The organism is Stagnihabitans sp. (assembly GCF_964946895.1).
On sequence record NZ_CBBQHX010000005.1, the window covers coordinates 183,318 to 196,778 of the forward strand.

Sequence of the window (13,461 nt, forward strand, 5' to 3'; positions counted from 1 at the left end):
GGACGTATGACCTTGACCGAAAGGACGACCGATGTTCGTGACTGCCGCTTTTGCTGACACCGCTGCGCCGATGGGGGCTGCCGGCTCCAGCATTGCTTCCTTCCTGCCGCTGGTCGTGATTTTCGGGATCATGTACATGCTGGTGCTGCGGCCGCAGCAGAAGAAGATGAAAGACCTGAAGGCGATGGTCGAGGCCGTGCGCCGGGGCGATCAGGTGCTGACCGGCGGTGGCATCATCGGCAAGGTCACCAAGGTGGGCGACGATGGCGTGCTGGAGGTCGAGATTGCCGAGGGCGTCAAGGTCAAGATCGCCAAGCATACGATCACGCAAGTGATGTCCAAGACCGAACCCGCGGCGTCCTGAGACCGACATGCAGCTGGAAACCCCTCTTTGGAAGCGCGTGCTGATCTGGGCCGTCGTGGTCGTCGGTCTGGTGATGGCGGCGCCGAACCTGTTTTACACCCGGGTTGAAACCCATAACGACGCGCTGACGGCGATTGCCAAGGCGGAAAAGCTGGGGCAGGCGGCGACGCCGGAGCAGCAGGCGGCGGCGGATCAGTGGCCGTCCTGGGCCCCGTCCTCCCTCGTCAATCTGGGCCTTGACCTGCGCGGCGGGGCGCATCTGTTGGCAGAGGTCCAGTTGACCGATGTGTACAAGCAGCGGATGGACGCCTTCTGGCCTGAGGCGCGCGACGCCCTGAAGGACGTGCGCGATGCGACCGGGCCGGTCAAGCGCAAGCCGTCGCCCGATGGCACGCTGACGATCACGGTCACCAATCCCGATGGCATGGCGGCAGCACTGGCCAAGGTGCAGAGCCTGACCTCGAACGTGGTCAGCCTGACCGGGGCGGGGCAGAAGGACATGAATGTCGTGGCCAATGGTCAGGACATCGTGGTGACGCTGTCGGATGCCGAGAAGGCTGCGACCGACAACCGGACCATGCAGCAAAGCCTTGAAATCATCCGTCGCCGGGTTGACGCGGCGGGCACGCGCGAACCGTCGATCCAGCGGCAGGGGGCCGACCGGATCCTGATCGAGGTGCCCGGCGTAGGCTCGGCCGAGGAACTGAAGAAGATCATCGGCACCACGGCGAAGCTGACCTTCAACACCGTGGTCAGCACGACGACCGACAAGACCGCGGCGCCGGGCCTGGGCAATCTGCTGCTGCCTTCGGCCGACCGGCCGGGCGAGTTTCTGGTGGTGGAAGAAGCGCCGGTTGTGACGGGCGACGATCTGGTGGATGCGCAGCCCAGCTTTGACCAGAACGGGCGGCCTGCCGTCAGCTTCCGGTTCAACACCACCGGGGCGCGCAAGTTTGGCGTCTATACCGGTGCGCATGTCGGCGAGCCCTTTGCCATCGTGCTGGACAATCAGGTGATTTCCGCCCCGACCATCCAGACCGCCATCACCGGCGGGTCCGGCATCATCACGGGCAACTTCACGGTGGAAGCCTCGACCAATCTGGCGGTGCTGTTGCGGGCGGGGGCCTTGCCTGCGACGATGTCCTTCCTGGAAGAGCGCACCGTGGGTCCGGAACTGGGGCAGGATTCGATTGACGCGGGCAAGGTGGCGGCTGTGGTCGGCATGGTGCTGGTGGGCGCCTTCATGTTGGCCAGCTATGGTCTGTTCGGCTTCATCGCCGATGTGGTGCTGGTCTTGAGCATGGGGATCATCTTCGGCGTTCTGTCGATGATTGGCGGCACGCTGACGCTGCCGGGGATCGCCGGCCTGGTGCTGACCATCGGGACGGCGGTCGATGCCAACGTGCTGGTGTTCGAACGCATCCGCGAGGAATTGCGCCACGCCAAGACGCCGGCGCGGGCGATCGAGCTGGGCTATGAGCGGGCGATGTCGGCGATTGTCGATGCCAACGTCACCACGTTGATCACGGCGATCGTGCTGTACTTCTTTGGCGCCGGTCCGGTGCGCGGCTTTGCCGTGGCATTGGGGATCGGCATCATCACCTCGGTCTTCGCGGCGCTGTATGTGACGCGGCTGATCATCCAATTGTGGTTCAACTGGCGCAAGCCCAAGACCCTGATCGTGTGAGGAGAACCATCATGGCATGGCGTTTGCGACTGGCACCGGAACACACGACCTTCGACTTCTTCAAGCATCAGTGGCTGACCTTTGGCGGGTCGATGTTCCTGATGGTGGCCTCGTTCGTCCTGTGGGGCGTCATGGGGCTGAACTTCGGCATCGACTTCAAGGGCGGCACCACGCTGCGCACCGATTCGACGACGGTGATCGACACGGCGCTGTACCGCTCGACCCTGGAGGGGCTGAAGCTGGGCGATGTGGCGATCAACGAGGTCTTCGACCCCTCGTTCCGGGCCGATCAGCATGTGGCGGCGATCCGGCTGTCGGCCCCCAAGGGGGCCGATCAGATCGACGCTGATGGCATGGCCAAGGTCAAGGCCGCGCTGACGGCGGTGGACCCCAACATCAAGTTCATCTCGGAGGAAACCGTCGGGCCGAAGGTGTCGAGCGAGCTGGTCTGGTCGTCGATCAAGGCGCTGGCCTTCACCTCGTTCGGGATCATGGCCTATATCTGGCTGCGGTTCGAATGGCAGTTCGCGCTGGGCGGCGTGCTGGCGCTGCTGCATGACGTATTCATCACGGTGGGGGTCTTTGCGCTGTTCCAGATCAAGTTCGATCTGACCATCGTGGCGGCACTGCTGACCATCCTGGGCTATTCGATCAACGACACGGTCGTGGTGTTTGACCGGCTGCGGGAGAACCTGATCAAGTACAAGACCATGCCGCTGAAGGATGTGATGAACCTGTCGGTGAACGAGACCCTGAGCCGGACGCTGGCCACCTCGTTGACCACGCTGATCGCGGTGGGGTCGATGCTGGTGCTGGGCGGCGACGTGATCCGCGGCTTCAGCTTCGCCATCTTCATCGGGATCATTCTGGGCACCTATTCCTCGGTCTATGTCGCCAAGAACCTTGTGCTGTTCCTGGGGCTGGACCGGACCGACAAGCCGAAAGCCACCGGCAAGGGTGCGGACCACGAGTTCGCCAATATCGATGCCTGACATCCGGTTGACCGAGATCAGCTATGGTTCGGCCCTGGCCATCGAAGGCTATGGGCCGGGCTTTTTCCGGGTGGGCAAGCATGTGCTGCGCGGGGCCTGTCTGGTGACGCCTTGGGATGCCGGACCCTGGGGCGGCCTGGGGGACTGGGAGGTTCCCTTGACGCTGCAGGGCAAGATCGACGTGCTGATCGTGGGGACCGGCGCGGAGATCGCCCATATCCCGTTGGAGTTCCGCCGCGCCTTTGACGAGGTGGGGATCGGGGTCGAGGTGATGAACTCGCCCGCGGCGGCGCGGACCTATAACGTGCTGTTGGGCGAAGGGCGGCGCATCGCCGTGTGTCTGACGCCGGTCTGATCGGTGTCGTCTGGCCGAGCGGTGTCAGGGGAGCCGAGCGGTGTCGGGGGGCGGTTGAGTGTCGGGGGGCAGTTCGCAGGGTGGCCCGCGTCTCAGGCTCCCACGGGAGCCCTCGGCGCGGGCGCGGAGGGGCCAGCCCCTCCGCCCCTCCCGTGCTGGAAGGGCTGTCTGCCCTTCCAGACCATCCCGAGGATATTTCTGCACAAGTGAAGCGGCAGGGGCGGCTTAGGCGTGGCGTTCGCGCCAGTGGTCCTGGGCTTGCAGATACCAATAGGTCAGTTGGGCTGCCGCGAGGCCAAGGGGCCCGCCGGCGTGGTCAAGCCCCCAGGGTGCAAACATCTTGAGGCGGTCGGATTGCTGCAGGATGGCTTCGGCCAGAACCTTGCCGGCCATGGCGGTGGTGTTGAGGCCGTGGCCGCCGAAGGCGGTGATGTGCCAGACCCCGGGCTGCAGGAGCCCGATTTGCGGCATCAGGTGGCGGGCATAGGCCATGAGGCCGGACCAGGCCAGCTCGGTCTTGAGGGGGGCCAGCTGGGGGTAGACGTTCAGCATGGCCTTGCGCAGCTCTTGCGCGACACCTTGCGCGGAGGCGGCGCGGGTGGTGATGCGGCCCCCCCAGAGGAGACGCCGGCCGCCCTCGACCAGGCGGTAGTAGTCGGAGGCGCGGCGGTCGTCGAGGACGGCGGCGCGGGTCTTGATGGTCTGCGCCAGCAGGTCGGGCGCGGGTTCGGTCAGCATCATGTAGGTGGCGATGGGCAGGACGGCGCGCTTGAGGCGCGGGATCAGCGGGCCGGTGTAGCCGCCGGTGGCGAAGATGGCCCGTTGGGCGGTGACATGACCTTCGGGCGTGCGGATGCGCTTTTGCGGGCCAAGGTCGACGCCGGTGGCCGGGGTCTGTTCGTAGATCGTGCCGCCGAGGCGTTCCACCTCGCGCGCGAGGCCGCGCAGGTAGTTCAGCGGGTGGATGTGGAAGGCCTGATCGTCGGCCAGACCGTGCCGGTAGCGGGTGGTCGACAGGCGGGACTGGATGGCATCGCGCGATAGGTAGGTGAAGCCATAGCCGTAGTCGCGCTGGAACTCTGCGGCATAGGCATGCAGGTCTTGCACGGCATCGAAGCGGCGCAGGTTCAGGAGGCCGGGGATCGGATCGGCCTCGGTGATGTCCAGGGTCTGGATGTGGGCGCGCAGGCGCTGGACGCCTTCGATGGTCAGGCGGTGCAGGGCGCGGGCGCGGTCGGGGCCGACGCGGGCCGCAATCGCCTCGCTACCGCAGGCGAAGGCGGGGGAGACGATGCCGCCGTTGCGGCCTGATGCGCCGAAGCCGATGGATTGGGATTCAAGCACGGTGACCTTGACGCCCTCACGCGCGAGTTCCAGTGCGGTGGTCAGGCCTGCAAGGCCGCCGCCGATCAGGACGGTGTCGGTGTCATGATTGCCTTGCAAGGGGGGCCGGGTGGTGAGGTCGGTGCGGGTCTGGGCGTAGAAGGTCTGCGGGTACATCAGGCGTCAAGCTCGATCCAGGTTGGCACGTGGTCGGAGGGCTTGTCGCGCCCGCGCACGGCTTTGTCGATGCCGGACTCTTGCAGAAGATCGGCGGCTTGCGGCGACAGGAGAAGGTGGTCGATGCGGATGCCGTTGTTGCGCTCCCACGCGCCGCGCTGGAAATCCCAGAAGGTGTAGAGGCCCGGGGCCGGGTGGCGGGCGCGGATGGCGTCGGTCAGGCCGAGGTTGAGGAGGCGCTGATAGGCCGCGCGGGTTTGCGGCAGGTAAAGCGCGTCGGCCAGCCAGTCCTTGGGGGTGGCGGCATCTTCGGCCTGCGGGATGACGTTGTAGTCGCCGCACAGGACAAGGGGTTCTTCCAGCGCGAGGAGGTCGCGGGTGCGCGACAGCATGCGGTCGAGCCAGTGGAGTTTGTAGTCGTATTTCGGGCCGGGGGCCGGGTTGCCGTTGGGCAGGTAGAGGGCGCAGACGCGGACGGGGCGTTTGCCCATCACGGTGGCCTCGATCCAGCGGGTTTGCTCATCGGCTTCGCCATCGGGGTTTTGGCCGGGCAGGCGGCGGGTGATGTCTTCGAGCGGCAGTTTGGAGAGGATGGCGACGCCGTGAAAGCCCTTCATGCCGTGGGTTTCGACCTGGTAGCCGAGGGATTCGAAGGGCTCGCGCGGGAAGGCCTCGTCCACGGATTTGATTTCCTGCAGGCAGGCGACATCGGGCTGGGCTTCGCGCAGCCAATCCAGCAGAGCCTCGGTCCGGGCTTTGATGCCGTTGATGTTGTAGGTGGCGATTTTCATATGGGCGGGCTCCTGATCCCGCCCTTGTTAGCGCGTCAGGCGGGGGCTGTCACCTGTGCGGCGGCGAGCCAGAGCGCATCGAGCGCGTCGATCGCGGCCACGTCGAAGCGGTGGGCTTCTTCCCAGTATCGGCCGGAGGGGACGTGGTAGTTGAGGGCTTCTTCCTTTGCCATGGCTTGGGCCGCGAGCGTTTCGTTGAAGGCGGCGGGTTGGGTCTGGGGCAGGGTGTCAGGCGTGGCGCGGGGGAAGACGAGGCGCGAGGGGCCGGTGGAGAGGTTGACCATGGCGCAGCCTTGTTGGGCCGCGAGGATCATCAGGCGGGCGGATTTCGCCTCCAGTGAGCGCAGGGTGATGTCGGGGCGCAGCGGGTCGGGGGTGCCGGTGCCGTAGAAATGCGTGTTGCCGGTGGCGGGGTAGTGCATGTCGCAGCCGAGGACCGCGATTACGCTTGGTTTCAGGGCGGCGAGCATCCAGTAGGCGGTGGTGAAGGCCATGGTGCCGCCGGCATAGACAAAGCCGCCGTAGAGGTTCTGGGTGGGAACGAAATCCTCTTGCAGGATCAGGCGCTGGTGGGGGGCCGGTGTTGGGCGGCGGTCTTCGGGGAAATCCCACGGGCAGCACAGATCGTCCCAATCGGGACGGATGCGCCAAGCGTTGTTGATGGTGACGATCCGGTCGAACGGCGCCCGGGACCAGTCGCGGGCCGCCACGGCATTGGGCGCCGAGCCGAGCATGAGGGTAATGGTCACAGGTATATCCTCCGGAATTGAGGTCCGAAGCTAGCGCGTCTGAACGCGAAGGCGAGGCTTCAGAGGGAAAAGGAGGTGCCGCAGCCGCAAGACGAGACGGCATTGGGGTTTTCAATGACGAACCGCGCGCCGATCAGTTCGGCGGTGAAGTCGATGGTGGCGTTGGACAGGTAGGGCAGCGAGACTTGATCCACGAGGACACGCTGGCCGTCCTTTTCGAGGATCAGGTCATCGGCGGCGGGGTCATCGAGCTTGATGTCGTATTGAAATCCCGAGCAGCCGCCGCCTTCGACCGCGACGCGCAGGGCTTTGGGCTGGCCGGTCAGGTGGGCGATTTCGGCCAGACGGGCGAAGGCGCGGTCGGTGACACGGGGCGGCAGGGTCAGGGTCATGCTGTGATCTCCTTGAAGCATCAAGATAGGCCTGTGGCGGGCGTTGTTCAAGGCGCGTGACGGGGCACGTGACGGGGCGCGTGACGGGGCACGATTTTTCTCCGAAAAATCCGGGGGAGGCAGAGGACGATTTTTCGACGAAAAATCGGGTGCCTCCGGCGGGAGTATTTGGGGAAGGCGCAAATCGGGTGTCGGGCGGCGGGCCTTTGGGGGGGGTGGGCAAGGACCGCACCGGGTGGAGATTGGGGTGCCAAAGTGGGGCAGAAGATTCTGGACCTGCTTGAAAGGTCGCGCTGGGGGGAAGACTGGGCGGAGGGGGGGCTGCGCATGGGGCTGGCACTGGGCGTCTGGCGCGGTATAACGGGGGAAATTCCGTCGTGAGGTCACATGCTTGCGCCTTTTGCCTGCCATCCGGATCAATCGCGTGGGCGGTTGCATGACGAGAAGCTGTCGTCGTTTCGCTCTCCGTTTCAGCGGGACCGCGACCGGATCATCCATTCCAGCGCCTTTCGGCGGCTGAAGCACAAGACGCAGGTCTTTGTCGAGCATGAGGGCGATTATTACCGCACGCGGCTGACCCATACGATCGAGGTGGCGCAGGTGGCTCGGACGATCTCGGGTGTGTTGGGGTTGAACACGGATCTGGCGGAGGCGGTGGCGCTGGCGCATGATCTGGGCCACACGCCGTTTGGCCATACCGGCGAGGATGCGATGGAGCGGTTGATGGCGCCCTATGGCGGCTTTGACCACAATGCGCAGGCCTTGCGGATCGTGACGCGGCTGGAGCGGCATTATGCGGATTTCGACGGGCTCAACCTGACATGGGAGACCTTGGAGGGGATTGCCAAGCACAATGGGCCGGTGCGCGGGCCCAATGCCGAAGAAAAGCATGCGGGGCCTTTGCCTTACGCTTTGGCGGAGGTGAATGCGGCTTGGGATCTGGAACTGGACACCCACGCCAGTGCGGAGGCGCAGGTGGCGGCGATTGCCGATGATGTGGCCTATAGCCACCATGATTTGCATGATGGGTTGCGGTCGGGGCTGTTTTCCGAGGCTGATCTGATGGAATTGCCGGTGACCGGGCCTGCCTTTGAGGAGGTGGACCGGCTGTATCCGGGCCTGGACAAGATGCGCCGTAGGCATGAGGCGCTGCGGCGGGTGTTTGGGCGGATGGTGGAGGATGTGATTGCGGTGGCGCAGAACCGGCTGTCCGCGGCGCAGCCGAAGTCTGTCGAGGAGATCCGGCACCTGGGGACGACGGTGATCCGCTTCTCCAAGCCCCTGTATCAGGAGTTGAAGGCGATCCGGTCGTTTCTGTTCACGCGGATGTACCGGGCCCCCTCGGTCATGAAGGAGCGGGCGCGGGTGACGCAGGTGGTGGATGGGCTGTTCCCGCTGTTTCTGGCCGATCCGGGGCTGTTGCCGGCGGAGTGGCAGGCGGATGTGGCGGTGGCGCGGGGGGATGCAGAACTGGCGCGGGTGGTGTGTGATTATGTGGCGGGGATGACGGACCGCTTTGCGCTTCAGGAGGGGGAGCGGTTGTTGGGTGGAAGCTTTGTCTCGCCGCTGTAGAGCGGGGGGCCAGCCCCCCGCGCCCCCCGGGATATTTGGGAACCGATGAATGAGACGCGCCGGTGTCAGGCGGTTCGGGTGGGTCAGGACTTCTTGAGCGCCGCCAGCCAGAAGGCCACCAGAGCCAGCGACAGGAGCATGTTCCAGGAGGCCATCGACAGGCCGAACATCTGCCAGGCCACCTGGTCGCATTTCACCACCGGGGCTGCGAAGATTTGGGCGGTGAGGTCTTTGGCCGATTGCTTGAGGTCCATGCTGGAGCCGCAGGTGGAGAGCCACCAGCGACGCTCTACCCCGGTGTGGTAGAACCCGTAGGCGGCGGAGGTGAAGGCGGCGGCGGCCCCGCAAAGGGGGAGCAGGCGGGCGAGGATGGTTTTGGGGATCAGGAGGGCCAGGAGGCCCAACCCCACGGCGGCGAAGTGGGGGTAGCGCTGCATCCAGCAGAGGTGGCAGGGCTGCAATCCGCCGATGTACTGGAAGGCATAGGCCGCGGCCAGGGCCGCGGCAGAGCCGCCCGCGGCGAGGAGGATCAGAAGGGTTCGCGACATTTGGACCTCAGATAAAGGATTTTGCCAGCCATAGCACGATGCCCAGAGCCAGCACGATCAGGGCTGCGGTGGCAAGGCGCTTCTGGATCAACTCTGCGATAGGTTCGCCCCAGCGTTGCAGCGCCCAGCCGAGCAGGAAGAACTTGACGCCGCGCGCCACCACGGCGGCGAGGATGAACAGCGGCAGGTTGAAGCCGATCGCCCCGGCGAGGATCGTCACCACCTTCATCGGCGGCAGGTGGGCCGCGCCGGAGGTGATCAGGAGGAGGAGAATGGTGCCGGTGCCGGTTTGGGCCTTGAGCGCCTCGAACGCGGGCATGGAGTGCCAGAAGTTCAGGATCGGGGCGGCGATGACATCGAACAGGAAATGGCCGATCATCCAGCCGAAGATGCCCCCCAGGACCGAGGCCACGGCGGCGATGGCGGCGTAGCGCATCGCCCGCTCTGGCCGGGTCAGGCACATGGGCAGGAAGATCACCTCGGCCGGCAGGGGAAAGACCGAACTTTCGACGAAGGCCACGATGGCAAGCGCGGCCTCGGCCCGGGGCGAGCGGGCTTCGGCCAGAAGGCGTTGGGTCAGACGTTCGAACATGGGCAGCCCCCAAGGTTAGCGGGGCTTTGGCGGCTTTGTGCGACAAGGTCAAGGCTTGAGCGGTGCGGGCTGTGCGCTCTAGGGTGGCCGGGTCAGGGTGGAGGTGGGGATGGAGTGGCGTGGGCGGCGGCAAAGCGGCAATATCGAGGACCGTCAGGGGCAGGGCGGCGGCGGCGGCGGACGCGGGCTGGGCATCGGCTCGGTTGGGGTGCTGGCGGTGGTGGTGGTGGGCTGGTTCTTCGGCATCGACCTGACCCCCTTGCTGAACGGCGGGGCCCTGCAGGGCAGCGGCCCGACCCGGCAGGCCGATCCTGCGGCCAGCGAATTTGTCGCGGTGACGCTGGGCGATACCGAAGACGTCTGGGCCAAGGTGTTTCAAGAGCAGGTCGGCCAGCCGTATCATCCGGTGACGCTGGTGCTTTATGCCGGGGTGACGGACTCGCCCTGCGGGGATGCCTCGGGGGCGACGGGGCCGTTTTATTGCCCGGGCGACCAGAAGGTCTATCTGGACACCGATTTCTTCAACACGCTGAGCCGCGACCTTGGGGCGAAGGGCGATTTCGCCAATGCCTATGTGGTGGCGCATGAGGTGGGCCATCATGTGCAGGACGAGTTGGGCATTTTGGGCAAGGCCAATGCGCTGCGCGCCAAGGTGTCGGCGGCGCAAGGCAACGCCATCTCTGTCCGGATCGAGCTGCAGGCCGATTGTTTTGCCGGGATCTGGGGCCGCGATGCCAAGACGCAGTTCGGCTCGATCGACCCCGGCGATTTCGAAGAGGCGATCAATGCCGCGCGCAAGATCGGCGATGACACCTTGCAACGCGGCGCGGGACAGACGCCGCGGCCCGACAGTTTCACCCACGGCACCTCGGCCCAGCGGGCGAAGTGGTTCCAGATCGGGCTCAATACAGGCCAGATCAGCGCCTGCGACACATTTTCCGTGAAAAACCCGTAAGTTTTGCGGACTTGCCCCCCCGTCGGGGCGTTGACGCCGCGGCGCAGGGGATTTAAACCCCCGGTCAGTGCGGGCGTGGCGGAATGGTAGACGCGGCAGACTCAAAATCTGCTATCGCAAGGTGTGTCGGTTCGAGTCCGACCGCCCGCACCAGACGATCTCACAGATGTGATGATCGCGGCGGCAAATCCCCCTGAACTTTGCGTGAACAGACTGCGGTGCAACTGCGGCGGTATCGTGATTTGGCGCCTTTCGGTCGGCGAGTGATTCGGGCAAGGTGAACGAAAGAGATCGGATTTCTGTCAAAGGTTGTGCAAATTCGTCGAAATTGGTGCGGAGCGGGAAACGCCCGGACCGGGAATTGGGCGACAATGCGGCGAAACTTTGGATCGTGCTTAATGCCCCCGATTGTTTCCAGTTGCACGACATGCGGCAGGTCTTGGCGGTGGAACCGGGCTGAAATCGGCCAAATTCTGCGGATTTTGCGGGGCCACGGTTTCCATTGCCGAAACAGAAGGGCTTTGGGCGGGTGAATTCGAGGGCGAGGCACTCTCCAAATGTGTAGGAGATGTGCACCTAAGAGTAGGTTCTGCCATTTTTTTACTTTTCGTAACCCTTAACGATAGGTATTCAGAAGGGGTCCTGTTCAAGAGGACAAAGGCCGTGGGGGCGGTCTGTAAGTGGTGTTGCACAGCATGGTGCGGGATAAGGGTTAAGGCTCGGTCGTTCATTTGGGATCTGCTTCCAATCTGCCGCGGCGACGTGATCGCTGGGGCTGAACCGAGAGCTCATACGTCTCGTATCGCAACGATCACAGGCAGTCCGGCGTCTGGCTCGGCTTGAAAAGGCCGTCGATGCCTGCGTCCGCACCTGGAGGCCGGCATCAGTCAGGAGAGGGGAAGCGGCGGGCTGCAAGGCTGTCGCTTTCGTTCATCGGAACCGGGGGATCGTCCTTCGGGGGTGGCGACGGAGCGGATGATGACGTGTGACGCGATGCAAGGGACCCCGATGGCCGCAAGCGGTGCGGCGCTGGTCTGCGGCTTGCGCGTCGTGCCGGGTCTGATGCGCGTCCCGTCCATCCACGCAACGCGGTAATGAGGGGACCAGTCATGAGCCAAGCCTATTTTTACATCGACACCCATGGCAATCACTGCACGGTCCAGCCGGATTGTGTCACTCAGCACAGCGACGGCTGCTGGTATGACGATCACGGCCACCAGTGCCATCCCGAGCTGGACGGCATCGTGCAGGGGACGGCGGGCAATGATCTGATCGACACCCATTACACCGGCGACCCGCAAGGCGACATGATCGACCACAACGACCAGATCCTGGCCGGGGCGCATGCCAATGATGACCTTGTCTATGCCTATGGCGGCAATGACACGGTTCTGGCGGGCGAGGGCAATGACCTTGTCTATGGCGGCGACGGCAATGACAGTCTGGACGGCGGCCACGGCAACGACACGCAATATGGCGACGCGGGCAATGACACCATCGTCGGCGGCGACGGCTGCAACCTGTCGGTTGGCGGTGCGGGCGATGACAGGTTTGTGGGCGGGGCGGGGTCGGACACCTTCTATGGTGGCACGGGTCAGGACAATCTGGACTACACCCATTCCGGCGCGGGCGTGACCGTCAACCTCAGCACCTTCGAGATCCATGGCGGCGATGCCAACGGCGACCAGATCGGCAGCGGGATCGACGGGGTCTACGGCTCGAATTTCGCCGACAGCCTGACCGGGTTTGATCAGCAGGGCACCGGCCCGGGCGATACCTTCACCAACGAATTCTACGGCAATGGCGGCAACGACACCATTTCGGGTCTGGGCGGCAATGATGTGCTGTTTGGCGGTGCCGATCAGGACCACGTTTATGGCGGCGCGGGCGATGACCATGTCTCTGGCGATGCCGGCAATGACGATCTGCATGGCGATGCGGGCAATGACACCGTCGATGGCGGCACCGGCAATGACTCGATTGACGGCGGCGCGGGCGCGGACCATTTGTCGGGCGGCGATGACGCCGACCATTTCAGCGGCGGCACCGCCGGCGATGTGGTGGATGGCGGCGAAGGTGGCTTTGACCACGACACGCTGGATCTGACCGGCGCGGGCCCGTTGCACATCATCTACGACCCGAACAACCATGAGAACGGCACGGTCGAGTTCCTTGACCCGACCGATCATCATGTCACCGGGACGATGACCTTCCAGAACATCGAATGTGTGATCCCCTGCTTTACCCCCGGCACGCTGATCGCGACGCCGCGCGGTGAAGTGCCGGTGGAAAGCCTGCGGCTGGGCGACCGGATCATCACCCGCGACAACGGCATGCAGGAAATCCGCTGGATGGGTCGCCGCGACATGACCTGGGCCGAGTTGAGTGCCGCGCCGCATCTGCGGCCGGTTCTGGTGCGCCAGGGTTCGCTGGGCAATGGCCTGCCAGAGCGTGACATGATGGTGTCGCCCAACCACCGCATGCTGGTCGCCAATGACCGCACGGCGCTGTATTTCGACGAGCATGAAGTGCTGGTCGCGGCCAAGCATCTGATCTCCTCAAAGGGGGTGCATTCGGTGGACTCGGCTGGGGTCAGCTACATCCACTTCATGTGCGACCGTCACGAGGTTGTGCTGTCGAACGGGGCCTGGACCGAAAGCTTCCAGCCTGGCGATATGACGCTGAAGGGGATGGGCAATGCGCAACGTTCGGAAATTTTCGAGCTTTTCCCGGAATTGAAGACGGAAAACGGATTGGAAAACTACATTTCGGCCCGCAAGACTTTGAAGAAGCACGAGGCGGCGCTGTTGGTGCGTTAGGATTTATGCAGCAGATCGGGGGCAGCCCCGGTCTTTGGGAAAGGAGGGCTTCGGCCCTCCTTTTTTCATGGTCTGTGGCCGCAATGGGGCAGGGCCGCGAAGCTGCCGCAATCGGGCGGCTTTGGCCGCAGAATGCCCGCAAACC

13 protein-coding genes and 1 tRNA gene are annotated in these 13,461 nt (G+C 64.6%); 8 read left to right on the top strand and 6 right to left on the bottom strand.

Annotation, left to right across the window (positions count from 1 at the left end):
- Nucleotides 1-31 precede the first annotated feature (31 nt).
- Genes yajC through AC1Y2B_RS05275 form a run of 4 tightly spaced genes read left to right on the top strand, consistent with a single transcriptional unit; the run spans nt 32 to nt 3,398 of the window.
- Nucleotides 32-364 carry a preprotein translocase subunit YajC gene (gene yajC / locus AC1Y2B_RS05260; protein WP_482252011.1) on the top strand — a complete coding sequence of 111 codons (333 nt, stop codon included), beginning with the start codon at nt 32-34 and terminating at the stop codon, nt 362-364.
- A gap of 7 nt (nt 365-371) precedes the next feature.
- Nucleotides 372-2,051: a protein translocase subunit SecD gene (gene secD / locus AC1Y2B_RS05265; protein WP_482252012.1), complete on the top strand. Its 1,680-nt coding sequence runs from the start codon at nt 372-374 to the stop codon at nt 2,049-2,051.
- A gap of 11 nt (nt 2,052-2,062) precedes the next feature.
- Entirely contained in the window at nt 2,063-3,043 is a 981-nt protein-coding gene (gene secF, locus AC1Y2B_RS05270; protein ID WP_482252013.1) for a protein translocase subunit SecF, read from the top strand.
- A 1-nt stretch (nt 3,044) separates the two neighbouring features.
- Entirely contained in the window at nt 3,045-3,398 is a 354-nt protein-coding gene (locus AC1Y2B_RS05275; protein ID WP_482252039.1) for an Mth938-like domain-containing protein, read from the top strand.
- 225 nt (nt 3,399-3,623) lie between these two features.
- Here the strand turns inward: AC1Y2B_RS05275 and AC1Y2B_RS05280 are convergent, their stop codons facing one another.
- The 4 genes from AC1Y2B_RS05280 to AC1Y2B_RS05295 all read right to left on the bottom strand — a co-directional run bounded on the left by AC1Y2B_RS05280 (nt 3,624) and on the right by AC1Y2B_RS05295 (nt 6,824).
- Nucleotides 3,624-4,898 (bottom strand): NAD(P)/FAD-dependent oxidoreductase, encoded by a 1,275-nt coding sequence (locus AC1Y2B_RS05280; protein WP_482252014.1) that lies wholly within the window; start codon nt 4,896-4,898, stop codon nt 3,624-3,626.
- Complete coding sequence (xth, locus tag AC1Y2B_RS05285) at nt 4,898-5,689, bottom strand: exodeoxyribonuclease III (RefSeq protein WP_482252015.1); 792 nt, start codon at nt 5,687-5,689, stop codon at nt 4,898-4,900. The genes AC1Y2B_RS05280 and xth overlap by 1 nt, the downstream gene beginning before the upstream one ends.
- Before the next feature lie 35 nt (nt 5,690-5,724).
- Nucleotides 5,725-6,423, bottom strand: coding sequence for a hypothetical protein (locus tag AC1Y2B_RS05290; protein WP_482252040.1), 699 nt, complete (start codon nt 6,421-6,423; stop codon nt 5,725-5,727).
- Nucleotides 6,424-6,497: 74 nt separating this feature from the next.
- The gene (locus tag AC1Y2B_RS05295; RefSeq protein WP_482252041.1) at nt 6,498-6,824 is read right to left on the bottom strand and encodes a HesB/IscA family protein; all 327 of its coding nucleotides are present in this window, start codon (nt 6,822-6,824) and stop codon (nt 6,498-6,500) included.
- A 393-nt stretch (nt 6,825-7,217) separates the two neighbouring features.
- On the opposite strand from AC1Y2B_RS05295, the gene AC1Y2B_RS05300 reads away from it, so the two are divergent.
- On the top strand, nt 7,218-8,402 hold the full coding sequence (locus AC1Y2B_RS05300) for a deoxyguanosinetriphosphate triphosphohydrolase (RefSeq protein WP_482252016.1): 1,185 nt from the start codon (nt 7,218-7,220) through the stop codon (nt 8,400-8,402).
- 83 nt (nt 8,403-8,485) lie between these two features.
- On the opposite strand, the gene AC1Y2B_RS05305 is transcribed toward AC1Y2B_RS05300, so the two are convergent.
- Together AC1Y2B_RS05305 and AC1Y2B_RS05310 are read right to left on the bottom strand one after the other, a co-directional pair.
- Nucleotides 8,486-8,950, bottom strand: a complete 465-nt coding sequence (locus AC1Y2B_RS05305; RefSeq protein WP_482252017.1) for a disulfide bond formation protein B — start codon at nt 8,948-8,950, stop codon at nt 8,486-8,488.
- Nucleotides 8,951-8,957: 7 nt separating this feature from the next.
- On the bottom strand, nt 8,958-9,542 hold the full coding sequence (locus AC1Y2B_RS05310) for a YqaA family protein (RefSeq protein ID WP_482252018.1): 585 nt from the start codon (nt 9,540-9,542) through the stop codon (nt 8,958-8,960).
- Nucleotides 9,543-9,651: 109 nt separating this feature from the next.
- Here AC1Y2B_RS05310 and ypfJ point away from each other — a divergent pair, with 109 nt between their 5' ends.
- The 3 genes from ypfJ to AC1Y2B_RS05325 all read left to right on the top strand — a co-directional run bounded on the left by ypfJ (nt 9,652) and on the right by AC1Y2B_RS05325 (nt 13,316).
- On the top strand, nt 9,652-10,497 hold the full coding sequence (gene ypfJ / locus AC1Y2B_RS05315; RefSeq protein ID WP_482252019.1) for a KPN_02809 family neutral zinc metallopeptidase: 846 nt from the start codon (nt 9,652-9,654) through the stop codon (nt 10,495-10,497).
- Nucleotides 10,498-10,566: 69 nt separating this feature from the next.
- Nucleotides 10,567-10,650 (top strand) — tRNA-Leu (locus tag AC1Y2B_RS05320).
- Between the two features lie 956 nt (nt 10,651-11,606).
- Nucleotides 11,607-13,316 carry a Hint domain-containing protein gene (locus tag AC1Y2B_RS05325; RefSeq protein WP_482252020.1) on the top strand — a complete coding sequence of 570 codons (1,710 nt, stop codon included), beginning with the start codon at nt 11,607-11,609 and terminating at the stop codon, nt 13,314-13,316.
- Nucleotides 13,317-13,461 lie beyond the last annotated feature (145 nt).